This is a genomic window from Vibrio sp. 10N.286.46.A8 (assembly GCF_041470165.1).
Classification (GTDB): domain Bacteria; phylum Pseudomonadota; class Gammaproteobacteria; order Enterobacterales; family Vibrionaceae; genus Vibrio; species Vibrio tasmaniensis_A.
On the sequence record NZ_JBFRLX010000026.1, the window covers coordinates 1 to 25,289 of the forward strand.

The window sequence follows — 25,289 nt, forward strand, 5'->3', positions numbered from 1 at the left end:
TTTGGTTGAACTTGATAAGGATAGAGTTAGCTACGCCTTTCTCGATACCTTCAGCAAGAATCTTCGTGTTTGTAACGAACAGATCGTCACCAACGATTTGAAGCTTGTCGCCTAGAAGTTCAGTTTGGTGCTTGAAGCCATCCCAATCAGACTCGTCAAGACCATCTTCGATAGAAACGATTGGGAAGTTGTTCGCTAGCTCAGCTAGGTAGTGGTTGAACTCTACAGAAGTGAAAGTTTTACCTTCGCCCTTCATGTTGTAGATACCAGCTTCTTTGTCGAAGAACTCAGATGCTGCACAGTCCATAGCAAGAGTAACGTCTTTACCTAGTTCGTAACCAGCAGCTGCAACAGCTTCTGCGATAACTTCTAGAGCTTCAGCGTTAGACTTAAGGTTAGGAGCGAAACCACCTTCATCACCAACTGCAGTGCTGTAGCCTTTAGACTTAAGAACTTTAGCTAGGTTGTGGAATACTTCAGCGCCGATACGTAGACCTTCTTTAAGAGTCTTAGCGCCAACTGGTTGGATCATGAACTCTTGGATGTCAACGTTGTTATCTGCGTGCTCACCACCGTTGATGATGTTCATCATTGGTAGAGGCATAGAGAATTGACCAGCAGTACCGTTTAGCTCAGCAATGTGCTCGTAAAGAGGCATGCCTTTCGCAGCAGCAGCAGCTTTTGCGTTAGCTAGAGATACAGCTAGGATAGCGTTCGCACCGAACTTAGACTTGTTTTCAGTACCGTCTAGGTCAAGCATGATTTGGTCAACGTCAGCTTGTGCTTTAGCGTCAGAACCTACTAGAGCTTCAGCGATTGGGCCGTTTACAGCTTCAATAGCTTTAAGAACACCTTTACCTAGGAAACGGGATTTGTCGCCGTCACGTAGCTCAAGAGCTTCGCGTGAACCAGTAGATGCGCCAGATGGAGCAGCAGCCATACCTACGAAACCGCCTTCTAGGTGTACTTCAGCTTCTACAGTTGGGTTACCACGTGAATCGATGATTTCACGACCTAGAACTTTAACGATCTTAGACATTGAATGTTTCCTTCTCGTTGAATATATAAATGTCAAATTTAAAGGTAGCAGCACAACTTACGCAGCTACCTGTATTCCTTTTTACTTCTCTAATTCGCCGCGCTGGAACTCGCCAGCGGCTTTAACGAAACCTGCAAACAATGGGTGACCATCGCGAGGTGTTGAAGTGAACTCTGGGTGGAATTGAGCAGCAACGAACCATGGATGATTCGGGTTCTCGATAACTTCAACCAGTTTCTTGTCCGCAGATAGACCCGATACTTTTAGGCCCGCTTTTTCAATTTGTGGACGAAGATTGTTGTTCACTTCGTAACGGTGACGATGACGTTCATGGATCGTCGCGCTACCGTATAATTCGTAAGCTTTTGTCCCTTTCGCTAGGTGACAAAGCTGTGAACCAAGACGCATTGTGCCGCCAAGGTCAGATGTTTCTGTACGCTCTTCAACTTTACCTTCGCCATCAGTCCACTCAGTGATAAGACCAACAACTGGGTACTTAGTTTCAGTACAGAATTCAGAAGAGTGTGCCCCTTCCATTTTCGCAACGTTACGAGCGTACTCGATAAGTGCTACTTGCATACCTAGACAGATACCTAAGTAAGGTACTTTGTTTTCACGAGCGTATTGAGCAGCAAGAATCTTGCCTTCAACACCACGATCACCAAAGCCACCAGGAACTAGGATTGCATCTAGGCCTTCTAAAACTTCTACGCCACGAGACTCAACGTCTTGTGAATCTACGTATTTAATATTAACGCTTAGGCGATTTTTCAAGCCCGCGTGTTTTAGCGCTTCATTTACTGATTTGTATGCGTCTGGTAGTTCAATGTACTTACCAACCATACCAATCGTCACTTCACCCGTTGGGTTAGCTTCTTCGTAAATTACTTGTTCCCATTCAGACAGGTCTGCTTCTGGAGCTGTGATGCCGAAACGCTTACATACAAGTTCATCAGTGCCTTGAGCTTTAATAAGCTGAGGGATCTTGTAGATAGAGTCAACATCGCGCATAGAAATAACTGCATTTTCTTGCACATTACAGAACAGAGCAATTTTCTTACGCTCGTTCGAAGGAATGTTGCGGTCTGAACGACAAACTAGAATGTCTGGCTGAATACCAATAGACAGCAGCTCTTTTACAGAGTGTTGCGTTGGCTTAGTTTTCACTTCGCCCGCAGCTGCTAGGTATGGCACTAGAGTAAGGTGCATGAACATTGCGCGTTCACGGCCTAGCTCTACTGCTAGCTGACGAATCGCTTCCATGAATGGTAGAGATTCGATATCACCAACCGTACCACCAACTTCAACAAGCGCGATATCGTGGCCAGCTGCGCCAGAAATTACACGTTCTTTGATAGAGTTAGTGATGTGCGGGATAACCTGAATAGTTGCACCTAGGTAATCACCGCGACGCTCTTTAGCGAGTACGTCTGAGTAAACACGACCTGCAGTGAAGTTGTTACGCTTAGTCATCTTGGTGCGAATGAATCGCTCGTAGTGACCAAGGTCAAGGTCAGTTTCAGCGCCATCTTCCGTAACGAACACTTCACCGTGTTGAGTCGGGCTCATTGTGCCTGGATCAACGTTGATGTAAGGGTCAAGCTTCATCATAGTCACTTTAAGACCACGAGCTTCTAAAATAGCCGCAAGAGATGCTGCTGCAATACCTTTACCTAGAGAGGATACAACCCCGCCAGTAACAAAAATGTAATTTGTCGTCATGTTTAACCTGAAATTGGTTGAATGAGGGAAATGGATTACTTCTGGACGGGATGAAAATATACCAGAAGCCCCTTATCGCCACAACGTGAAATCTATCACACTGCTATTTTTTATTTTTTGCTTCAAATCAATTCATGATAAAAGCTTTGATGATCTTTTCTCCGCCACTTTGACTTCATCCCATATGGAATCAAGCTGTTGTAGAGAAAAGTCGGTCAAAATTTTATCTTGCTGACGAACTTTTTGTTCCACACCTTTAAAGCGGCGTGAAAATTTCAGATTGGCTTTATTGAGAGCCGTTTCTGGATTTTTACCCAAATGTCGCACTAAATTGACGGTAGCAAACAATAAATCACCCAGTTCTTCTTCAACTAAATCTTCGTTTGGCGTTACTTGAAGCGCTTCTTCTAGCACCTCATCAACTTCCTCTAAAACCTTGTCGGCGACTGGACCAATAGAGTCCCAATCAAAGCCAAATTTCGCGACTTGCTTTTGAATTTTTGTAGCACGCGAAAGAGCAGGTAGAGAGTTTGGTATTGAGTCTAGAATACTTTCTTGAGTTTTGCCTGCCTGTGCTTTCTCTTTGGCTTTTTCAGCTTCCCAGTTGGCATTAATTTCGTCATCACTGGCAAACTCGGTATCAGAAAACACATGCGGATGGCGGCGCGTTAGCTTCTCATTGATGCCATCGACCACATCAGAGAACTCAAACAGTCCCTGCTCTTTCGCGAGCTGGCTGTAGAAAATCACCTGAAACAACAAATCACCCAGCTCTTCTTGTAGGTTCGGCCAATCTTTGTTGTGAATCGCGTCCACTACTTCATAGGTTTCTTCGATAGTATGCGGGACAATTGTTTCAAAATTTTGTTTCAAATCCCAAGGACAGCCACCTTCAGGATCGCGCAGCTTAGTCATGATCTGTTCAAGTTGTTCAATCGGGTGATTCATTGTTTTCTTCCTATTCACTGTCTTTGATTTTTTAAATTTATACCGTCTTCTAAAACTAAAAAAGGTGAGTAGCCAAAACCACTCACCTTTCTATTTTTTCGGTCATCCTCAAGAGCGAAGAATGAGCGAGTTGGGGATCTCAAATCGCTTGGCGAGATTCCCTATCCACGTTCGTCCCTCACTGTAGGGAATGACGACTATCTTTGTTTTACTAAGTAATTGGCTCTTCTAACAAGGCAACAAACTTACGAGACTTCTGAGCATAGCTTGCCTATGTGATGAAGCGAGTATAGTGCAGTTAACACAGTTAGAAGGCCAAGTACGACGTAAAAACTAGCCTAGGCGTTTTACGCTCATAACATCTTTGATCTGTTCTACTCGGCTTGTCACGCGACTCAGAATCTCAATGTTGGTCACTTCCAAATCGAAATCCATCACCGACAGCTGACGTTTATAGTCAATACGGCTCTTCATTGTCGTCACACTGACTTTTTCGTTCAAGAACAGGGATGTTATGTCTTTCAACAAGCCGGTACGTTCTAGCGCCTCTACACGCAGTGTTAAGATATACGAGCCTACAAAACCATCTCCCCACACCGTATCGATGATACGTTCAGGGGCATGTAGGTTAAGTTCACTTAACTGCTCACAATCGCTGCGGTGTACTGAGATACCACGCCCTTGAGTAATGTAACCTTTGATCACATCACCTGGGATAGGCTGACAACAACGAGCCAAGTGGGTCATTAGGTTATCAACACCTTCAACAACGACAGCATCCTTTTTCGGGCGGCTCTGATGTGCTGGCTTATTGTCAGACTCAAGCAACTTCTCGAGTGCTTTCTTATCTTCTTCTTCAGCCGTCGGCTTATTGACCAGAGCATTGATGTGATTAACCACTTGGTTAATACGCAAATCGCCGCTACCAATACCTGCATACAATTCATCAGGTGTATTGACGTTGAATCGTTTCAGCGCATATTGCTCAGCATCTTTCAGTGTTGCGCCGACTCTGCCTAGCTCGACTTCTAGGATGTCTCGTCCAGCTTCGAGGTTTTTCTCACGACTCTGAGCGCGGAACCAAGCGTTAATTTTTGCTCGAGCTCGACTTGAATGAACAAAACCTGTGGTCGGATTTAACCAATCACGTGATGGATTCGGTTCTTTTTGAGTAATGATCTCAACTTGATCGCCCATCGCCAACTTATGAGTAAACGGAACGATTCGACCTGCGACTTTGGCACCGATACAACGGTGTCCAACCATCGAGTGAATGTGGTAAGCAAAATCCAACGGCGTTGCACCCATTGGTAAATCGACCACATCACCGCGTGGTGTAAAGGCATAGACTCGGTCATCAAAGACTTGGCTACGTACTTCATCCAGCATTTCGCCAGAATCTGACATCTCTTCTTGCCAGTCGATAAGCTTACGCAACCACGTGATTTTCTCATCGTAGCCACTGCGTACACCGCTAGAAGCACCTTCTTTATACTTCCAGTGCGCAGCCACACCTAACTCAGAGTCTTCGTGCATTTGCTTGGTACGGATCTGAATTTCGATGGTCTTGCCTTCAGGGCCAAGCACTACGGTATGAATCGATTGGTAACCATTGGGCTTAGGATTCGCCACATAGTCATCAAATTCACTTGGAAGATGTTTATATTTGGTGTGAACCACACCTAGACCGGCATAACAGTCTTGCAGTTGGTCGGCAATAATACGTACCGCACGCACGTCAAAAAGCTCATCAAACTCTAAGCCCTTTTTCTGCATTTTACGCCAGATGCTGTAGATGTGTTTGGGACGACCGCTTACTTCAGCATTGATGCTTGAACGGTTCATTTCTGATGTTAGGTCATCAACAAAGTCAGTGATGTATTGTTCGCGCACGATACGACGCTCTGACAGCTGTTTGGCAATCTGCTTGTAGGTATCTGGTTGTTGATAGCGGAAAGCGTAATCTTCAATTTCCCACTTTAGCTGACCAATGCCCAAACGGTTTGCAAGAGGCGCATAGATGTTAGCACACTCTTTTGCTGCCGCACGGCGAACAGCATCAGGGGCCTTTTTTACCTCGATGAGGTTGCAAATTCGTTCTGCTAGCTTGATGACGACGCAGCGGAAATCATCGACCATGGCCAGTAACATTCGACGAACGTTATCTACTTGTCCCGAGGCAGCACTGCCTTCAAGGGTAACGTTGAGCTGGCCCAAAGCTGCCATTTCTTCAACGCCATCAATTAACTTTACGGTCTCTTTACCGTAGCTTTCTTCAAACGCTTCGCGTCCAAAAACGCCGCTTGAAACAACGGGAAAAAGTTGCGCTGCAATTAAAGTGGCACGGTCCATCGACAACGTAACCAAGATTTCGATCATCTCACGTCCACGCCAAAGCAGGAGCGACGCTTGCTCGTGATCTTTTAATAGCTCTTCACAGTGACGATAAACTTTGGTCAGTTTATTCGAGGTTTTTACGTCTTGATTCAGTGACGCAATCCAACTTTCTAGCTCAAACTTTTCGCTTGGGTTTAAATGTGCGCTTCGTACCGCAACCATCATGCCTTCCTAGTTATTATGTTTTATACCCAATTCAATATGACTAACTGATTCCAAGTTAGTTCGACTCATATTGATATCAGCGCAGGCTTCCCTGCGCCTTTGTGATTCATTTTTAAGCCTTATTTAAGGGCTTCTAAGCCTTGATAAAGAGAGCCATCGATTCTAGATGACTGGTATGGGGAAACATATCCAACATACCAAGTTTGGCTAATTGATAGCCTTGTTTTTCTAAACTCTCAGAATCTCTCGCTAGAGTAGCAGGATTACACGAAACATAAACCACACGCTTCGCTCCTAACGCTGAAATTTGATCAACGATCCCACTCGCTCCAGCACGTGCAGGGTCAAGTAATACTTTATCGAATTTCTCTTTTGCCCAAAGCTGTGAAGATAAATCTTCTTCGAGGTTCGCTTGGTAAAACTCCGTATTGCTTAACTGGTTTAACGCCGCATTAGCCGTTGCCTGTTGAACCATTTCATCAACGCCTTCCACACCAACGACAAACGCCGATTGTTGTGCGATAGGCAGACTGAAGTTGCCTAAACCACAAAACAGGTCAAGCACACGCTCATCCGCTTGAGGCTCTAACCACTCAATCGCTTGAGCAACCATCTGTTGGTTCACTTTCTGGTTAACTTGTATAAAGTGGTTTGGCTCAAAAGGTAAGGTTACACCGGTTTCACTATAGCTTGGCGAATCACCCACCAAACGAACCAACTTATCGGTTTCTGGCATCGAGTACAGCGTTGCACCTTCTTCTTTCGCGAGCGTCATCAACGCTTGCTCATCTTTTTCAACCAAAGGTTTAAGGTGACGCAGCACCATAACAGGGCCAGTATCACCCAACACCAATTCAACATGTCCTAAAGACGTAAGGCTACTGAAAGTGTTCAGTAAACTTTTCAGTTTTGGCAGCAATACATTAAGGCGAGGGTCAAGCACCGCGCAGTCGGTGATGTTTTCAATCTGTTTACTTTGTTTCTTACGGAAACCAAACTGAAGCTGCTGTGTCTTCTTATCAACAAATAGACTGATACGCGCGCGACGACGATAACCGGTTTCATCACCGACAATCGGTTGGGCGACTTCGGTGTTAGCCGTTTGGTATTTGCTCATCAGGTGCGTCAAAGATTGTGATTTATGCTCAACCTGAGATGAGTAACCGAGATGTTGAAGATGACAGCCACCACACTGATTAAAGTGCTTACAGAATGGCTTTAAACGCAGCTCACTCGGTTGAAGTAATTTGATGAGTTTTGCTCGCGAAAACTTACTTTTGCTCTCAGTAAGTTGAATAACCACCTTCTCACCGGGCAATGCGCCATCAATGAAAACTGGTTTGTTTTTCTGATAAGCGATGCCAGCGCCATTGTGATCCATTCGTTCAACCAAAACCGATTGATGCTTGGTCTCGAGTTGAGTTTTCTTTTTTGGTTGGAAAAAACGTGCCATTGCTTGTGCCTAATGTATCTTTTAATAAGTAATTGGTATCCAGGACTCACTATTCTGTCTTGGAATCATTGTCGAACGTCACGGCTTTGATTAAGCTTACCGTTCACTTAACCGCCATTGTGTGCGTTATTTTCCCATATCCAGACCTCGATGTAATTAAAGAACATGACCAGATATGGCTTAAGAGCCCGTGTAATTACCTTAACTCTAGCTCCAACCCTAATTATTGGGCTGCTATTGAGTGCATTTTTCTCATTTAACCGCTATCAAGACCTTGAGGGTCAAGTGGTTAACACTGGTACTAGCATCATTGAACCACTAGCGATTGCGAGTGAGTCTGGCATGAAGCTCGAAAGTCGAGAGTCTGTTCGTCAGCTGATTAGCTATGCTCATCGAAAAAATTCTAAGCTGGTGCGCAGTATTGCGGTGTTTGATGAACGTCATGAGTTGTTTGTAACGTCAAACTTCCATCCTGATTTTGAAAGCCTGACCTATCCGAAAGATAAACCGATTCCGCATTTAAGCTCATCGAACCTGCTCGATAACACGCTGATTCTTAGGACACCCATCATCGCTGAGGGACAATACATCAACTCAGCTAATGGCCAGTCTCAAGCGAACCAAGCGATCGGTTATATTGCGATAGAGTTAGACTTGTCGTCACTTCGATTGCAGCAATATCAAGAAGTGTTCTCTGCCTTCTTGGTGCTGATCCTTGGTCTTGGACTTTCTGGGGTATTTGCCTTCCGCTTGATGCACGATGTAACCCAACCGATCACACACATGAAAAACATGGTCGATCGAATTCGTCGTGGCCACTTAGATGTGCGTATCGAAGGCAAAATGCATGGTGAGCTTGATTCACTGAAAAACGGTATCAACGCGATGGCGGTCTCGCTATCAGAATATCACGTCGAGATGCAGCACAGCATCGACCAAGCAACATCTGATCTGCGTGAAACCCTAGAGCAATTAGAGATTCAAAACGTTGAGTTAGACATTGCGAAAAAACGAGCTCAAGAAGCCGCTCGTGTTAAATCCGAGTTCTTGGCGAATATGTCTCATGAGCTTAGAACACCACTCAATGGTGTGATTGGCTTTACTCGTCAGATGCTCAAGACACACCTATCGAACAGCCAAACCGATTACCTGCAGACCATTGAACGTTCGGCCAACAACCTACTCAGCATCATCAACGATATCTTGGACTTCTCAAAACTTGAAGCCGGCAAACTCGCTCTAGAAAACATTCCATTTGAGTTCCAAGCGAGCCTAGAAGAGGTGGTTAACCTTCAAGCCACTAATGCTCATGAAAAAGGTCTTGAGCTTACGCTTAAGATCGACCCGAAAGTACCACCAGGCGTTGTTGGTGATCCACTGCGTATCCAACAGATCCTGACTAACCTCGTGGGTAACTCGATCAAGTTTACCGAGCGTGGCAACATTGACATCAGCGTTGAACTTCGTTCACAAAGCGAAGACAGCATTGAGCTGCAGTTTATGGTTCGAGATACGGGCATTGGTATCTCAGAGCGCCAACAAGCACAACTTTTCCAAGCCTTCAGCCAAGCCGATGCGAGCATCTCTCGTCGTTATGGTGGTACAGGCTTAGGTCTGGTAATCACCCAAAAACTGGTCAGCCAAATGGGCGGAGAGATCAGCCTAACCAGTCGTCTTCACCAAGGCTCCACCTTCTGGTTCACCCTGAGACTATCGACTACCGATATGCCGATGACAGAATTAATTGAGACTCAGTGCCTGCAAGACAAGCAACTGCTGCTTATCGAGCCAAACATGCAAGCGGCATCAATTACTCAGCAGATCCTAACCCAAGAAGGCTTGGTGGTAACGTACCGTTCGGTTATGCCTGACGAATCTACCTCGTATGACTACGTTCTACTCAACCTAGCCGCCAACCAAGAGTATCAATTTGATACCGTGAGTGGTTGGGCGATTGGTGCGAAGAAGATCGCTCAGAACGTAATTATTGGTACGCCGAGTACTGAGCTAGCTCTGGGTGAACAATTGATGAAAGAGGTTGATGTCCAATGCATCACCAAGCCTCTCTCTCGTAAGAAACTTCTACAAACTCTGATCTCTAATCAAGCACCAACCTTGATTGCACCCGCTATTGAAACACATTCAGAAGAGAAACTACCGCTTACGGTATTGGCGGTCGACGACAACCCTGCCAACCTTAAACTGATTACTGCGCTGCTAAAAGAGCGTGTAGAGACAGTCATCAGTTGTACTAGTGGTCAGAAAGCTCTCGACAAAGCGACAGAGACTCCATTTGATGTCATTTTCATGGATATTCAAATGCCGCAGATGGACGGTGTGACCGCTTGCCAAAAAATTAAGGCGTTGGCGAACAATGCAAACACGCCTGTGATTGCTGTTACTGCGCATGCAATGATGGGAGAGCGTGACCGACTACTTGAAGCAGGTATGGATGACTACCTAACCAAGCCTATCGAAGAGCATGTGTTACAACAGGTTCTTATTCATTGGAGCCCTACCTCTGAGATTGAGCACATTGATAAAATAGACCCAGATCACCCGGCGGTCTCTGCTGAAATCGACCACAGCTCTGTTTCAGAAGTTGAAGCCAGCGAGCACAAGAACATCATCATTGATTGGCAAGCTGCTTTGAAACAAGCCGCCAATAAAGAAGACCTCGCACGCGATATGCTGCAAATGCTCGTAGATTTTATTCCTGAAGTTTATGAAGCCGCGGAAGAAGCGATCGAAGACAGTGACTACCCCGTTGAAGCGCTGACACACATCATCCACAAGATGCATGGCAGCAGCTCATACAGTGGGGTGCCAAGGCTTAAGTCGGTATGTGCAACGATAGAGAAAGAACTTCGTTCAGGCACTTCTGTTGAAGACATTGAACCGGAGCTTTTTGAACTTCAGGATGAATTAGATAAGGTTCAAGCAACCGCGATTCATTATTTGAAACCAGCCAAGACCTAGCGAATATTTCTTACTCACAAATATTCATTAAACGGTTTAGCAGCCAATAAAAAAGCAGAGCTCATGAGCTCTGCTTTTTTCTGTCTAGTGCCTAGAGCACCAGATATAATACCAATCACAGTAAGTAAGTGATCAAAAATAGCGTAGGAAAAAAGCTTGAGAACAAGGCAGGATTTTTCGATAAGTAGTTATTCTACAATCAAAAATTCTAACGAAGTTATCGAGTTTTTTAACAAGCTAGGGTGAACAGTTATTTACTACGATTGGTATAAAGTAACGGTAATCTATTTACGACTCGAGTAGTACCGTCGCCACCGCATAATGGCGCTCATCAGAGATAGTCAGGTGAATCGACTTTGTACCACTCGCCTCTGCGATTTCACGCGCTTTTTTATGCAGGCTCAGAACTGGCTTGCCATGCTCATCGTTTGAAATCTCAAAGTCGTGGAAGGTCACACCCAGCGCGATCCCCGTGCCCAACGCCTTAGATGCCGCTTCTTTGGCAGCAAAACGCTTTGCAAGGTAACGCCCTTTTTGCTTAAGTTGCTGGAATACTTCAAATTCAGAATCGGTCAAAATACGCTGAGCGAAAGCCTCACCACTTCGTGATAATGCCTTTTCAACACGTTCAATTTCTGCGATATCTGTACCTAATCCAACAACAGCCATGTTTACCCTACTACCAACTTCTATCTATTAACTTTTCGATTCTACTGATTAACCGCTTAACGCTTACAACTAAACGAATGCCGAGTTAAAGAACTAAGCGTTGTTGCGCGCTGTTTCCATCACGGCTTTCATGTCTGCAACGGCTTTATTCAAACCATCAAAGACTGCGCGGCCCATGATCGAGTGACCGATGTTCAACTCGTAAATCTCAGGAAGTGCCGCAATCGGCGCTACGTTATGGTAAGTCAGACCGTGACCCGCATTGACGGTAATACCAAGGTCGTCTGCGTAGCTTGCACCTGCAGCAATCTTTTTAAGCTCGTCTTGTTGGTCTTCTTCAGTTTTAGCATCAGCATAGTGGCCAGTGTGCAGTTCAATGAACGGTGCGCCACACGCTTTCGCAGCATCGATTTGCTCACGATCGGCATCGATAAACAGAGATACTTTGATACCAGCAGCCGACAATTTTTCGGTCGCCGCTTTGATTTTTTCAAGTTGACCAACCACGTCCAAGCCGCCTTCCGTCGTCAGCTCTTCACGCTTTTCTGGAACCAGGCAAACGAACTCAGGATTAGTATCGAGTGCAATTTGAACCATCTCGTCCGTTACGGCCATCTCTAAGTTCATGCGAGTCTGGATTGTCTCAGCAAGAATTCGTACATCGCGATCAACAATATGACGGCGATCTTCACGCAAGTGAATCGTAATGCCGTCAGCACCCGCACGTTCAGCAATTTCAGCTGCGTGTACTGGGTCTGGATATTTAGTACCACGTGCATTACGTAGAGTTGCAATATGGTCGATATTAACGCCTAAAAGGATTGAGCTCATTTTCCAATACTCCGTGCTCTAGAGAGGGCTATTGTTGGCATAAATAGCTCTCTACTTTTTAATGGTTTGCCGCCAAGATACGGCTTTAAGGCTATGCGTGTAAAGCGTTTTGCCGCTTTTAACTGCTCTTTAGTGATAAACCTACGCTCACTGATTGCGATAAGTTCATCGCCCATAAAAGTCAGGTTATCTCGACGCACCGAAGCGATGAAGCCTTTCTGCTCTCGATAGCGATAAGTCATGCTCGGATCAATCGCTTCGCCAGTGCCCGCGCAGTGTAAAAAGTCGACGCCATACCCCATAGCGGAAAGTAGAGCCAATTCAAAACGACGTAGCGCTGGCTCAGGGTTCTCATTATGAGCGAGTTCTGTTAAGGCATGAAGATAGTCATGAAAAAATGCGGGCATGGCCACTTCGGCCATCAACACTCGCCCAACTAATTCATTCACGTACATTGCTGAATACAGATTAATGCCGGCAAGAGGAAGCCCCAAGCTGATCGGTTCAGCTTGGCGCAACGTTTTCATTGAACCATTGCCAGACCACTTAAGCAGTAGCGGCGTAAAAGGTTGCAATGCACCTTTCAAATTAGAACGCTTACTCCGCGCACCTTTAGACATCAACGTCACCCGACCGTACTCTTCGCTGAAGACGTCCAGAATCAGGCTCGACTCACTGTATGGTCGACGGTGCAACACAAAGCATCGCTGTAACCCTTCGCTCAATCACTTACCCTTCTTACGGATACAAAAAGAGAGAGTTCGCACTCTCTCTTGTATTTATATTCAATTCAACTTTCTTAATATCAGAAAGTGACGTTCAATATATTATAGATCGTCGATGTAGCCTAACGAGCGAAGTGCACGCTCATCGTCAGCCCAACCAGACTTAACTTTAACCCAAGTCTCTAGGTAAACCTTACGACCGAACAGTTCTTCCATGTCGATACGAGCTTCACGGCCAATCGTTTTGATCTTCTCGCCCGCTTTACCAATTACCATCTTCTTCTGACCAGTACGTTCAACAAGAATCAAAGCATTGATGTGGAAACCATCGTTATCTGGGTTGTAATCAAAACGCTCGATCTCAACCGTTACTGAGTAAGGTAGCTCTTCGCCTGTGAATCGCATCAGTTTTTCACGGATGATTTCAGAGGCCATAAAGCGCTGTGAGCGATCCGTTACGTACTCTTCAGGGAAGTGGTGCGTCGCTTTTGGTAAAGAATTACGAACGTGCTTACGCAGTACATCGATATTCTTACCTTGCTTCGCTGAGATTGGCACAACATCAAGGAAGTCCATCTTCTTAGACACTTCCATCATATGTTGCATCACGTCTGTACGGTCTTGAACGTTATCTACTTTGTTAATACAAAGGACAACTGGGAAATCTGTTTTTCTCAGCTTATTCAGTACCATCTCATCGTCGTCAGTCCAGTGAGTACCGTCAACAAGGAAGAATACTAGATTCACATCGCTCAGTGAGCTGTTCGCCGCACGGTTCATCAAACGGTTAATTGCACGCTTTTCTTCAATATGAAGTCCAGGAGTATCAACGTAGATCGCTTGGTAATCGCCTTCAGTTTCTACGCCCATAATACGGTGGCGTGTCGTCTGAGGTTTACGTGATGTGATCGAGATTTTCTGACCCAAAATATGGTTCAGAAGCGTCGATTTACCTACGTTTGGTCGACCCACGATAGCGATGAAGCCACAGTGTTGGTTTTCCGGTAGGCCCGTTTTTTTGCTATCAGATGAAAAGAATGCATCGATATCGAAATCTTGATTGTTATCAGACATTGCTTAGTTGCTCTAATGCTGTTTCAGCAGCCGCTTGTTCTGCCTTGCGGCGGCTAGTGCCTTTACCGATAACAGGTTTATCCACACCTGCCACTTCACACTCAACCGTAAACTCTTGGTTGTGTGCTTCACCTTTAATATTAGTCACTGTGTAGACAGGTAGGGGATTTCTTCGACCTTGTAAAAACTCTTGTAAGCGAGTTTTTGGATCTTTTTGAGATACACCAGGCTGAATAGACTCTAGGCGAGATTGGTACCAGCTTAAAATAATACGGCGAACAACCTCGGTATCACTATCTAAATAGACAGCGCCGATGATCGCTTCAACCGCATCCGCTAGAATAGAATCACGACGGAAACCGCCACTCTTCAACTCACCTGGACCTAATTTTAAGTAATCTCCTAGTTCGAATTCACGACCTAGTTCTGCCAATGTATGACCACGTACTAATGTTGCGCGCATGCGGCTCATATCACCTTCGTTTACCTTAGGGAAACGGTGGTAAAGATCATCAGCGATAACAAAACTTAAAATTGAATCGCCCAGAAACTCAAGACGTTCGTTGTGTTTACCTGCGGCACTGCGGTGAGTCAGCGCCAAATGGATAAGATCGGCATCATTAAACTGATAGCCAATCTTTCTCTCTAGTTTATCAATTGGAGAATTCATGCTCTCTCGATGTGTTATGTGATCGATTAGTGAATCCCACCGATGCGATTAAAACGCACACCAGTAGGAATCCATGTTGGAAGTACACTGTCTGAACCGCGTTCGAATTCGAAGCTGATCCAAATAGCAACGGCCTTACCAACAAGGTTTGCTTCAGGGACAAAGCCCCAGTAACGGCTGTCAGCACTGTTGTCACGGTTATCACCCATAACAAAGTATTGGCCTTCTGGAACGATCCACTCGTTAACACCATTGCGAGGTTGATATGCTTGCACACGATCACGGCGTAATGGGTTAACTAAGATTTGGTGCTCCACGTCACCCAGTTGTTCATTCAACTGAATTAGAGGCACACCATCTTGAATAAATTGGCTTTCTTCAACGTTACTCAACTTCACTGGTTTACAGCTACTGCCACCCTTCGCTTGAATACAGATTTCTTTATTGCTGCTGTAGCGAATGGTATCACCCGGCATACCAATAACACGCTTGATGTAGTCGATATTCGGCTGAGGTGGGTATTTGAATACGATTGAATCACCACGTTCTGGTTTGCCTGTTTCTACCAATTGAGTGCGCCATACAGGATCTTTTAGACCATAAGCGTACTTTTCTACCAAGATGAAATCACCAACCAATAGTGTTGGCATCATCGAGCCAGATGGAATTTGAAACGGTTCATAAATAAATGAACGCAAAACCAAAACAAATGCAATTACAGGGAAAATGGACACACTGTTCTCAACCCACCAAGGCTGAGCCGTAACTTTTGCGCTGGTTGCAGCGTCTAGGCCATTCGACTGTGCTTCAACGTCAGCCAATTTTTGTTGGCGCTTCTTCGCCCACACAAACTTTTCCAACGCCCATACAATGCCAGTCACTAGAGTTACGATCACTAAGATAAGCGAAAATGTATTAGCCATTGATATCCCTTAAATTTCATTTCTTTAAAAATAACGAAAGTGAAAGAGTATAACCCTTTCACTCTGCTTAATATTTCTAATCCGTATCAATCATGCTGACTAAATGCTGGGGAGATTACGCAGGAAAAATCGTTTAGTTCGAGGCGCAAAGTGCAGTGACTAGTGGGCCTAATTGCAATCTTTGCAACAAAGAAATAAACGATTTTAACCAGTAATGTTCAGCAGATAGTTAGTGCGATTGATACCTAGTCTTTGCCAACATGAAGGATTGCTAAGAATGCTTCTTGAGGCAGTTCAACGTTACCGATCTGCTTCATACGCTTCTTACCTTCTTTTTGTTTCTTAAGAAGTTTCTTCTTACGACTGATATCACCACCGTAACATTTTGCGATTACGTTCTTACGCAGTTGTTTCACTGTAGAACGAGCAATAATGTGGTTACCAATCGCGGCTTGAATCGCGATATCAAACATCTGGCGAGGGATGAATTCTTTCATCTTCTCAACCAGTAGACGACCACGAGACTGGGCAATATCTTTGTGTGTAATGATCGCCAGTGCATCAACCGTTTCACCATTCAACAATACATCTACACGTACCATGTTTGATGCTTCGTAACGTTGGAAGTTGTAATCCAATGATGCGTACCCGCGAGACGTTGACTTCAGACGGTCGAAGAAGTCTAGAACCACCTCAGCCATTGGAAGATCGTACGTCACAGCAACTTGGTTACCGTGATAAACCATGTCGACTTGCACGCCACGCTTCTCAACACACAGTGTGATCACGTTGCCTAGGTAATCCGAAGGTACCAGAATATTACAGCGAGCAATCGGTTCACGAATTTCTTCTAAGTCATTAATAGCAGGCAGTTTAGCCGGGCTATCAACATAGAGAATTGTGCCATCCGTTTTTACAACTTCGTACACTACGGTTGGTGCCGTTGTGATTAGGTCTAGGTCGTATTCACGCTCTAAACGCTCTTGGATGATCTCCATGTGAAGCATTCCTAAGAAGCCACAACGGAAACCAAAGCCAAGTGCTGCTGAACTTTCTGGTTCATAAAATAGTGATGCATCGTTCAGGCTTAGTTTGCCTAGTGCGTCACGGAAGTTTTCGTAGTCATCAGACGATACTGGGAATAGACCTGCGTATACCTGAGGCTTCACTTTTTGGAAACCAGGTAGACGTTCTGTGCTGCCGCCTTTTGCAAGCGTCAACGTATCACCAACAGGTGCGCCAAGGATGTCTTTAATACCACAAACAACCCAGCCAACTTCGCCAGTATTTAGCTCAGTTGTGTCGATTTGCTTAGGTGTGAAGATACCTAGACGGTCAACACCCCAAACTTGGTCTGTCGACATTACTTTAATCTTGTCGTTCTTCTTCAGCTTACCGTTCTTGATACGAACCAAAGAAACAACGCCTAAGTAGTTATCGAACCAAGAGTCAATGATCAGAGCTTGTAGTGGCGCTTCTGGATCACCTTCCGGTGGCGGGATAGCCGTTACGATGTTTTCAAGAACGTCATCAACACCGATACCGGTTTTTGCAGAACAACGCGTCGCTTCCATCGCATCGATACCAACGATCTCTTCGATTTCTTCAGCAACTCGTTCAGGTTCAGCAGCAGGTAAGTCAATCTTGTTCAAGATTGGCACTACTTCCAGTTCCATTTCGATCGCGGTGTAACAGTTTGCTAGAGTTTGAGCTTCAACACCTTGGCCGGCATCCACTACAAGAAGCGCGCCTTCACAAGCGGCTAGAGAGCGAGATACTTCATAAGAGAAGTCTACGTGTCCAGGGGTATCGATAAAGTTAAGTTGGTAAGTTTCACCATCTTTAGCTTTGTAATCTAAAGTCACACTCTGCGCTTTAATTGTAATACCACGCTCGCGTTCTATATCCATAGAATCGAGGACTTGAGCTGCCATCTCACGTTCACTTAACCCTCCACAAACTTGGATTAAGCGGTCAGAAAGGGTCGACTTACCGTGGTCGATGTGGGCGATAATCGAAAAATTACGAATGTGCTTCATAGGCTTGGTGTGACTAAACTCTTTGAATAGGGATAATAAGAAAGCCGCAACGCGTCCAATCTACAGTCAGCATTGGTGGCGGCATTTCAATCAAGTTGGCAGATTCTACCCAATTTAAGGGCAATAAGCATCATAAATTAGATGAGAGACTTGCCTAGGATTCTAATCAAGACAACTTCTTGCTTGGATTTGTCTTCCATTGGTTTAGCTAAGCGCTTCGCCAAACCAATACCACCAGCAGTAAACAGCGCTGCAGTTAAGATAACAATGCCCTCGCCCCCTTGGAGTAAGGGTTGTAACAAGAGTTGTCCAAAACCAGCACCAACCATCAACATGAAAAGCGGGATAAGATAAACAATAGCCGCAGACTGAAGTAGGCTTTTTTCTGGAAAGCCAATTTCTACGATCTGGCCTGCTTTAACTAAGCTTTGGGTTTTAAGCTGCCAAAACAAGGATTTATTGCCAACAGCCTTGGTCACAATACCCGTTCCGCAGCTTTTTTGAGATGAGCAGCTACTGCAACTGGTTTGTTGTTCGCAGCTCAGTTGAACAAAATATTGCTTACCTTTTTGTTCGACTGAGCTAACGGTTGCCAACGCAGTCATCATTGCGCTGGTGCCGGTTTATTGAACGTGACGGATTGAGCGATACGCTTGGCCGTTGCTGGCGGAATATCACCAACCACAGAGATTTCTTTGTCGCCAATCACTAAGCTGTGCAAGGTTCTTCGCCCTTGGCGTACCAGCTGTCCTTTCAATGAATGTTCGTCTTTATCGGCGATATAAACCGAAAAGCTAAATAATCCATCACTGAAAAGCTGGCTTTCAACCATTTTCTCGGTCGCAGCCATTTGGTAACGGCTGAGTTCTTTCGATTTAAATCCTTCTGGCACCCACGAGGCTTGCCAGTCGGTCTCACTCACCAAGCCTTCTGGCAATGACAAAACCTTCGGCAATTTAGCTTGATTCAAGCCGCCCATTGCTTCTGCAATTTTATCGTTCACGACATAAGAGATAGTGCGGTACTGCTCAAGCACTTCGCCATCACGATCCAAAAGATCGGCACGCAAAGGAAGGTTGGTTTTCTCGTCGACCCAAACCACATAAGAGTATCGAAGGCCGTCTTTCGGCACGACGCGTAATACTTGCGTGGTACTGCCCGCCTCACGAGAACGCCCAACTTTTACAAAATCGTAGTATTGGTTGAGAGAATCGATATCTCGATTAATCATCGGAATGACAGGTGCAACCATGCTGCCAGACTGAATAGTAAATGGCTCTGTACCCGGTTCGATGTAGCTAACTTCATTACCACGTCGAATAACCTCACGAACAGGGCCGCTTAGATAAACAAGGTGTGCAAGTTGTTGGTCGTCGTTAACTGCATGACGATAAAGCAGAGGTTCAATACTGCTCTTCTTTATCAATATGTAGGAGAGTTCGTAATTTAGATGCTGACTGGCCTCGTTCATTTGATGTAACAAGGCCTTTGCAGTGGTTTCCTCTGCAAAGGCTGTTGGAGACATCAAGCTGAACAGTGTCAGTGCACTGACCAGGATTTTCTTCATTCAATATCCGATTCTAGGTGTGCATCTTCCATTGGCGATGCATCACTGTTTAATCTTAGTTGTAGCTCATAATCTTCTAACAATGCATGAACGCGTTTGCGTTGCTCTTGCATGTTAGCTTCAGATGCAGGTCTCTCAACAGAGTCACGTGTTAAGCTTACTGGTTCCGCAGAACCTGCAAATGGAATCGTCTGGAGTACAGGCAACTGCTCTGGAGCTGCGGGATCGCTGCCGCCATATTGCTGAACACCTAATACAACTGCTAATGAAACACACGCTGCCACGGCAACTTGTCCAAACTGTTGTAACCATGCAGGAAGCTGACGCTTCGCTTGCTGAGGTTTAGGCTGCTCTTCAATTGGAGCAACAGTAGGTTCAACATTCACTTGGTGTAGGTTCGACATTGAACCATGTGCAGGCTCATCATCAAGCGCTGCCGCAACACTGTTAGCAATGTTCCACTCTGGAGTTTCTGGCGCATCCCCACGCATAACATCACCAATTAAATGGTAACTCTGCCAGGTATCCATGCTTTCTTGATCAGATTCGAGATCTACTATGAGAGCTTTATCGATCGTTTCACCATCCATGAGTGCCGAAAGCTTTTCTTTATCAGCCATTATTTTCACCATAATTATTACAAGTTCTAGCGTTGTAAAAGAGGTTTAATTTTCTTTTCTACCGCTTCACGAGCTCGGAAAATACGCGAACGTACGGTTCCTACAGGGCAATCCATTACTTCTGCAATCTCTTCGTAGCTCAAACCTTCGAGCTCACGCAACGTCATTGCAGTTTTTAAGTCTTCGGGTAGCGCTTCAATCGCTCCAAAAACAACTTGTTTCAATTCGTTTGACAGCGTTAAGTTCTCAGGGTTCGATATTTCTTTTAACGCGCTGCCTGTTTCGTAATATTCTGCATCTTCTGCATCGACATCTGTTGCTGGCGGCCTGCGGCTCTGGGCAACAATATGATTTTTAGCGGTGTTCACGGCAATTCGGTACAACCATGTATAGAAAGCACTCTCACCACGAAAGTTAGGTATCGCGCGGTAAGCTTTAATAAAAGCTTCTTGTGCTACATCAGGTACATCACCGGAATTATTCACGTATCGAGAGATAAGATTACAAACTTTGTTTTGATACTTAACCACTAATAAGTTAAATGCCTGCTTATCTCCACTCTGAACTCGCTCAATCAACACTTGATCGGTTAGCTGCTCGTTCATTCGAGCGGGTACTCCTATTGTTATAACCCTTACCTTCACAGATATGGGTACTAATTATGCGAAATGTAGTATTGACACCACCGTCTACAAGAGCACTATTGTGACTAAGCCAAATACCGAAAGTTCCAACTTTCCTAAAATTATTTGCCATTATTGTTTCACAATGTGATGTAATAAAAATAGTTATCCCTATCAATTTGGGGAAACTTGAGCAAAAGCAATGGTATTGAGCAATTAAATATTTCTAGATAGCTGTCTATATATTGATTTTGTGTCGTGTTTTAGGATGACTAGGGAAAGATTATAACAGTCTTACCCAAACTCCTAAAACAAGACGAAGTCAATTGAGCATGGACAACTCGACTATAGCCCGGGATTTAATAAGTTTTATGAACGCAAACCGTGAACATCAGTGTGATGTATTAGTGGTAGGAAGTGGTGCGGCAGGCTTGTCATTAGCCTTACGCGTAGCAGAACATGCAAAAGTAATTGTATTAAGCAAAGGACCACGCAGCGAAGGATCGACGTATTACGCACAAGGTGGTATTGCGGCGGTGTTCGATGAATCGGACAGTATTGAGTCTCATGTAGAAGATACTCAAATTGCTGGGGCTGGGTTATGCGAAGAAGATACAGTTCAATTCATTGCTGAAAATGCTAAAGAGTGTGTGCAATGGCTGATTGATGGTGGTGTTCCATTTGATAAAGATGAGAACAGCACAGAAGGCCAACCAAAGTATCACCTCACTCGTGAGGGCGGCCACAGTCACCGCAGAATTCTGCACGCTGCCGATGCAACTGGCATGGCGATGCAAACCTCACTGCAAGATAACGTCAAGAATCACCCAAACATCGAGATCTTCGAGCGTCACAATGCGCTGGATTTAATCACCGAAGATAAGATAGGTGGTTCGAAAGACAAGGTTATCGGTGCCTATATTTGGAACCGTAACCAAGAACACGTTGAAACCGTGCGCGCTAAATTTGTTGTATTAGCAACAGGCGGCGCTTCAAAGGTTTACCAATACACCTCTAACCCAGATGTCTCTTCAGGTGATGGTATTGCTATCGCTTGGCGTGCGGGTTGTCGTGTGGCAAACCTTGAGTTCAACCAGTTCCACCCGACTTGCTTATTCCACCCAGAAGCGCGTAACTTCCTACTAACGGAAGCATTGCGTGGTGAAGGTGCCTATTTGCGTCGCCCAGATGGCTCTCGCTTTATGAAGGACTTCGATGAGCGCGGTGAATTGGCTCCACGCGATGTGGTTGCTCGTGCGATTGACTTTGAAATGAAGCGCTTAGGTGCTGACTGCATGTATGTTGATATCAGCCACAAACCTGAAGAATTCATCACGACGCATTTCCCAATGATCCATACTCGCTTGATGGATTTGGGGATTGATATGACCAAAGAACCGATTCCAATCGTACCGGCAGCTCACTACACTTGTGGTGGTGTCATGGTGAATAAGCAAGGTCAAACCGACTTAACTAACCTATATGCAATTGGCGAAGTGAGTTATACCGGCTTGCACGGTGCAAACCGTATGGCTTCAAACTCACTGCTTGAGTGTGTGGTATACGCGTGGGCAGCCGCAAAAGATATCGTTGAAAACATCGACCAATCTCAACTGTGCGCTGAACTTCCGGCATGGGATGAAAGCCAAGTCACCAACAGTGATGAAGAAGTGATCATTCAACACAACTGGCACGAGCTAAGACTGTTCATGTGGGATTACATGGGTATTGTTCGAACGGACAAACGCCTTGAACGTGCAATGCGCCGCATTCAGATGTTGCAGCAGGAAACTCATGAGTACTACAGCTACTTTAAGGTTTCAAATAACCTATTAGAACTGCGTAACTTACTACAAGTGGCTGAGTTGATGGTTCGCTGTGCAATGCAACGTAAAGAGAGCCGCGGCCTACACTACACGCTGGATTACCCAGAACTTGCTGAAGACAGCGGCCCAACCATTCTGACACCAGAGAAAAACCAGTCTTAATTTTTGGTCATGGAAAAAGACGACAGGGAGCCTAGCGCTCCCTTTCTTTTATCTTTGGTTCTTGTTTATCCAATGCTTTCGTTTATCAAACGGACTCGTTGTAAATGCGCCAAGAAGTGTCGATATTCACGTTCATTGCAACTATCTCGCCACAACAAGACTGAATATCCGCACTCAAACTGCAATTTAACGAAGAACTGCGCCCAAATCTTATCAACGGACTTAAGTGTGTAGGCTTGTTCATTGAGTCGGATCTCGCCATCTTCTTTATAGTCAAAGCACCCATGTGCTGTATTTAAGATTACATGATTGGCTTTAAACAAACTGAACACTAAAGCTAAACAATAGAGGGCAACAGCGAGTGGAATAGAAGAGAAAACGATGAAAAACAAAAGGCACCCAAAAACAGTGCCTTTTGCAAATAATGCGGAATACGAAGGGTTAAGCTGAAGCTTAACGAACCTTGCTGAGGTTATGCGCGACAATTTTATCAACCATTGAAGCATGGCCTAGGTTTTCACTGCGTCCGTGTCCCATTACCCAAGTAAACAGGTCTGGGTCATCACACTCTAATAGAGAAACAAACTCACGCTGCTCCTGCTCTTGCAATGAATCAAAACACTCTTCGAAAAATGGCATGATAACTACGTCAAGTTCCAACATGCCACGACGGCAACCCCATTTAATTCGTGCTTTCTGCTCTGCAGTGTACATTGGCTATCCTCACCTATAATTTTTCTTTCTCGGAGTGTAACAAGTCATACGCTCTGCAACTACTATGTGAGTCACAGTCCCTATCTAAGCTCACAAAAAAACCTAAGCTGACAAAGAAACAGAACCGGATTAACATAGAGCCAAATAAAATTCTTAGGAAAGATAAAATGGATTGGAAAAACACATTTCAGCCGCTCGCTCATACGCAAAATGAATCGCTTCCAGATCTGATGATGACACACGTGTCAGACTGGAGTGCAATCACCATGATAGGCGATGACAAAAAGTCGTACCTGCAAGGTCAAGTAACGTGCGATGTCGTCACTCTTCCTAATGATGAATCCACGTTAGGCGCGCATTGTGATGCGAAAGGAAAGGTTTGGAGTATCTTTCGTTTGTTCCACCACAATGGTGGCTACGCTCTTATGCAGCCTAAGTCTGCGATTGAAATCGAGTTAGTTGAAATTAAAAAATACGCCGTATTCTCTAAGGTTGATATCGAGCAAACGTCTGACGTTGTTATCGGTGTCATGGGCGCGTCAGCTGATCAATACATTGACTCAATTTCAGAAAGCCAAGGTAAAGTGCGTGTAATCTCTGGTGGCACCGCTGTTCAAGTCTCTGACAACCGCTGGGCTCTACTTGTTACGCAAGAAGCAGCAGAAGCCTTGGTATCAAGCAGCACTGCAGAAAAAGTATCAGAAGCGCTTTGGCAGTATCATGAAATTCTTGATGCTCAGCCGAACCTATCGAAAGCAGAGCAAAACGAACACATCCCTCAAGCACTCAACCTGCAAGCGATTGGCGGTATCAGCTTTTCAAAAGGCTGTTACACAGGTCAAGAAACAGTTGCTCGTGCTAAATACCGTGGCATGAACAAGCGTGAAATGCGCATTGTTTCAGGAACGAGTTCAGATGTATTGTCTCTAGAGAATACGATTGAACTAGAGCGCAGCGTAGGTGAGAACTGGCGCGGTGCAGGCCGACTATTAAACGTCTATCAATTTTCTGATAATCAGGCGATTGGTTTGATGGTGTTGCCAAACAACCTTGATGACGATGTTCAGCTTCGATTGACTGCGCAACCTGAGCAAATATGGAACATTCTGCCACTGCCTTACAGCCTTGACGAAGAGTAGCCACGTGGAAACACTGATTACACAATGGTTAGATCAACAGCAGGTGGACTATCGCCTGTTGGTGCAAAGCAAGCCAACCACCAGCATCGAAGAGACAGCGCAAGAACGAGGTATTAATGCCTCTCAAATGGTCAAGTGCATCCTGCTTAAGGATATGGGAAACCAGTATGCGTTGGCCTGTACTCCTGGCGATCGCTCTATCGATCCAAAGAAAGTACGCTCGGTACTGAATTGCCGTCGAATGACCTGCGTATCACTCGCTGATGTTGAAGCCATCACCGGCTTTAAAGCTGGATGTGTTGGGCCTATTGCTCTAAAGAGATACATGCCGATCATTTTTGATCCTTCCATTCAGAGCAACTCGACCGTTACCATTAGCTCGGGTGATCGAATGGCTGGCGTTGCGTTGGATCCCAATGATCTCATAGCACTATGTGCACCGATCGTCGCTGACATCAGTCGATGAACGTTTCGAACAGATCATGCTTCGCAAACTTCATTTCAATATTTCATTGAGTACATTTTTAGTGTGAACTTCGTCATAAGAAAAACACACCCGCCCTAAATAGTTACTCAAAATAAAAGCATAAGTAGTCACAAGGTTGAATTTGCGTTATTGTAATTTTACTGACTAGCCTTTAAGCAAATCAGTACAAGTGAATCCACTGAGTAACATCAGTATCCACTTTTGTGTAATGCATCTGTGACTATTCGCCCGTTTTAGACGGGCTTTTTTTTTGTTCAAAATTTACAATTTGATTACACAAACAAAAAAATCCCGCCTATTCTTATACTTGTAACATTAGCACTGCTTAATACCGGACAGGAAAGTTCGTAGCAGTTCACTACTCAGTACTATTTTGGGGAGGAGCTCACGTAAAAATAGATATTTACTGAAGAAAGTGCTTAGAACAGCACAAATATCTAATTAACGTCAACTCTACTGCATATTACTCCATGCTTATCACAATAATTATCTCGGAGTTTTTCTATAATATGCAGGC

The 25,289-nt window shown here is 44.8% G+C and carries 22 protein-coding genes; 4 read left to right on the top strand and 18 right to left on the bottom strand.

The genetic code is table 11. The features are described from left to right. From eno to rlmD, 5 genes are all read right to left on the bottom strand, one after another. Positions 1–1,039, bottom strand: a 1,039-nt coding sequence (gene eno, locus AB4232_RS03230) for a phosphopyruvate hydratase (protein WP_372086187.1), incomplete at its 3' end; no start/stop codon positions are given. Between the two features lie 81 nt (positions 1,040–1,120). Next, a complete protein-coding gene (locus AB4232_RS03235; protein WP_012604779.1) occupies positions 1,121–2,761 on the bottom strand; it encodes a CTP synthase in 1,641 nt (546 codons plus the stop codon). Between the two features lie 132 nt (positions 2,762–2,893). Further along, positions 2,894–3,709, bottom strand: a complete 816-nt coding sequence (gene mazG, locus AB4232_RS03240) for a nucleoside triphosphate pyrophosphohydrolase (protein ID WP_029223900.1) — start codon at positions 3,707–3,709, stop codon at positions 2,894–2,896. Positions 3,710–4,042: 333 nt separating this feature from the next. Continuing rightward, positions 4,043–6,268, bottom strand: a complete 2,226-nt coding sequence (gene relA / locus AB4232_RS03245) for a GTP diphosphokinase (protein WP_372086190.1) — start codon at positions 6,266–6,268, stop codon at positions 4,043–4,045. Between the two features lie 136 nt (positions 6,269–6,404). Next, entirely contained in the window at positions 6,405–7,724 is a 1,320-nt protein-coding gene (rlmD, locus tag AB4232_RS03250; protein WP_372086193.1) for a 23S rRNA (uracil(1939)-C(5))-methyltransferase RlmD, read from the bottom strand. A 165-nt stretch (positions 7,725–7,889) separates the two neighbouring features. On the opposite strand from rlmD, the gene barA reads away from it, so the two are divergent. Continuing rightward, positions 7,890–10,703 carry a two-component sensor histidine kinase BarA gene (gene barA / locus AB4232_RS03255; protein ID WP_135382342.1) on the top strand — a complete coding sequence of 938 codons (2,814 nt, stop codon included), beginning with the start codon at positions 7,890–7,892 and terminating at the stop codon, positions 10,701–10,703. 288 nt (positions 10,704–10,991) lie between these two features. Here the strand turns inward: barA and acpS are convergent, their stop codons facing one another. The 11 genes from acpS to rpoE all read right to left on the bottom strand — a co-directional run bounded on the left by acpS (position 10,992) and on the right by rpoE (position 20,426). After that, positions 10,992–11,372 (bottom strand): holo-ACP synthase, encoded by a 381-nt coding sequence (gene acpS / locus AB4232_RS03260; protein WP_017100747.1) that lies wholly within the window; start codon positions 11,370–11,372, stop codon positions 10,992–10,994. A 93-nt stretch (positions 11,373–11,465) separates the two neighbouring features. Continuing rightward, a complete protein-coding gene (gene pdxJ, locus AB4232_RS03265) occupies positions 11,466–12,203 on the bottom strand; it encodes a pyridoxine 5'-phosphate synthase (protein ID WP_009847651.1) in 738 nt (245 codons plus the stop codon). After that, a complete protein-coding gene (gene recO / locus AB4232_RS03270) occupies positions 12,200–12,928 on the bottom strand; it encodes a DNA repair protein RecO (RefSeq protein WP_012604785.1) in 729 nt (242 codons plus the stop codon). The genes pdxJ and recO overlap by 4 nt, the downstream gene beginning before the upstream one ends. Before the next feature lie 102 nt (positions 12,929–13,030). Continuing rightward, positions 13,031–14,002, bottom strand: a complete 972-nt coding sequence (era, locus tag AB4232_RS03275) for a GTPase Era (protein ID WP_004735384.1) — start codon at positions 14,000–14,002, stop codon at positions 13,031–13,033. After that, positions 13,995–14,672 carry a ribonuclease III gene (gene rnc / locus AB4232_RS03280; protein WP_004735383.1) on the bottom strand — a complete coding sequence of 226 codons (678 nt, stop codon included), beginning with the start codon at positions 14,670–14,672 and terminating at the stop codon, positions 13,995–13,997. Before rnc ends, era begins: the two co-directional genes overlap by 8 nt. 26 nt (positions 14,673–14,698) lie before the next feature. After that, positions 14,699–15,595, bottom strand: a complete 897-nt coding sequence (lepB, locus tag AB4232_RS03285) for a signal peptidase I (protein WP_017103267.1) — start codon at positions 15,593–15,595, stop codon at positions 14,699–14,701. A gap of 245 nt (positions 15,596–15,840) precedes the next feature. After that, positions 15,841–17,634, bottom strand: a complete 1,794-nt coding sequence (lepA, locus tag AB4232_RS03290; protein ID WP_009847653.1) for a translation elongation factor 4 — start codon at positions 17,632–17,634, stop codon at positions 15,841–15,843. Between the two features lie 137 nt (positions 17,635–17,771). Continuing rightward, positions 17,772–18,242 (bottom strand): SoxR reducing system RseC family protein, encoded by a 471-nt coding sequence (locus AB4232_RS03295; RefSeq protein ID WP_009847654.1) that lies wholly within the window; start codon positions 18,240–18,242, stop codon positions 17,772–17,774. Continuing rightward, a complete protein-coding gene (gene rseB / locus AB4232_RS03300; RefSeq protein WP_009847655.1) occupies positions 18,239–19,201 on the bottom strand; it encodes a sigma-E factor regulatory protein RseB in 963 nt (320 codons plus the stop codon). The genes AB4232_RS03295 and rseB overlap by 4 nt, the downstream gene beginning before the upstream one ends. Next, positions 19,198–19,821, bottom strand: coding sequence for an RseA family anti-sigma factor (locus tag AB4232_RS03305; protein ID WP_372086198.1), 624 nt, complete (start codon positions 19,819–19,821; stop codon positions 19,198–19,200). The genes rseB and AB4232_RS03305 overlap by 4 nt, the downstream gene beginning before the upstream one ends. Before the next feature lie 26 nt (positions 19,822–19,847). Next, the gene (gene rpoE, locus AB4232_RS03310; protein ID WP_004735377.1) at positions 19,848–20,426 is read right to left on the bottom strand and encodes an RNA polymerase sigma factor RpoE; all 579 of its coding nucleotides are present in this window, start codon (positions 20,424–20,426) and stop codon (positions 19,848–19,850) included. 389 nt (positions 20,427–20,815) lie between these two features. On the opposite strand from rpoE, the gene nadB reads away from it, so the two are divergent. Then, positions 20,816–22,432 (top strand): L-aspartate oxidase, encoded by a 1,617-nt coding sequence (nadB, locus tag AB4232_RS03315; protein WP_012604791.1) that lies wholly within the window; start codon positions 20,816–20,818, stop codon positions 22,430–22,432. 65 nt (positions 22,433–22,497) lie between these two features. Here the strand turns inward: nadB and AB4232_RS03320 are convergent, their stop codons facing one another. Together AB4232_RS03320 and AB4232_RS03325 are read right to left on the bottom strand one after the other, a co-directional pair. Next, entirely contained in the window at positions 22,498–22,938 is a 441-nt protein-coding gene (locus AB4232_RS03320) for a protein YgfX (protein WP_012604792.1), read from the bottom strand. Continuing rightward, on the bottom strand, positions 22,886–23,146 hold the full coding sequence (locus tag AB4232_RS03325) for a succinate dehydrogenase assembly factor 2 (protein ID WP_004735374.1): 261 nt from the start codon (positions 23,144–23,146) through the stop codon (positions 22,886–22,888). The genes AB4232_RS03320 and AB4232_RS03325 overlap by 53 nt, the downstream gene beginning before the upstream one ends. Positions 23,147–23,313: 167 nt before the next feature. Between AB4232_RS03325 and ygfZ the strand changes: the two genes are divergently transcribed. Further along, on the top strand, positions 23,314–24,285 hold the full coding sequence (gene ygfZ, locus AB4232_RS03330) for a tRNA-modifying protein YgfZ (protein ID WP_372086201.1): 972 nt from the start codon (positions 23,314–23,316) through the stop codon (positions 24,283–24,285). A 4-nt stretch (positions 24,286–24,289) separates the two neighbouring features. Then, positions 24,290–24,751, top strand: a complete 462-nt coding sequence (locus AB4232_RS03335; protein ID WP_009847659.1) for an aminoacyl-tRNA deacylase — start codon at positions 24,290–24,292, stop codon at positions 24,749–24,751. Positions 24,752–25,289 lie beyond the last annotated feature (538 nt).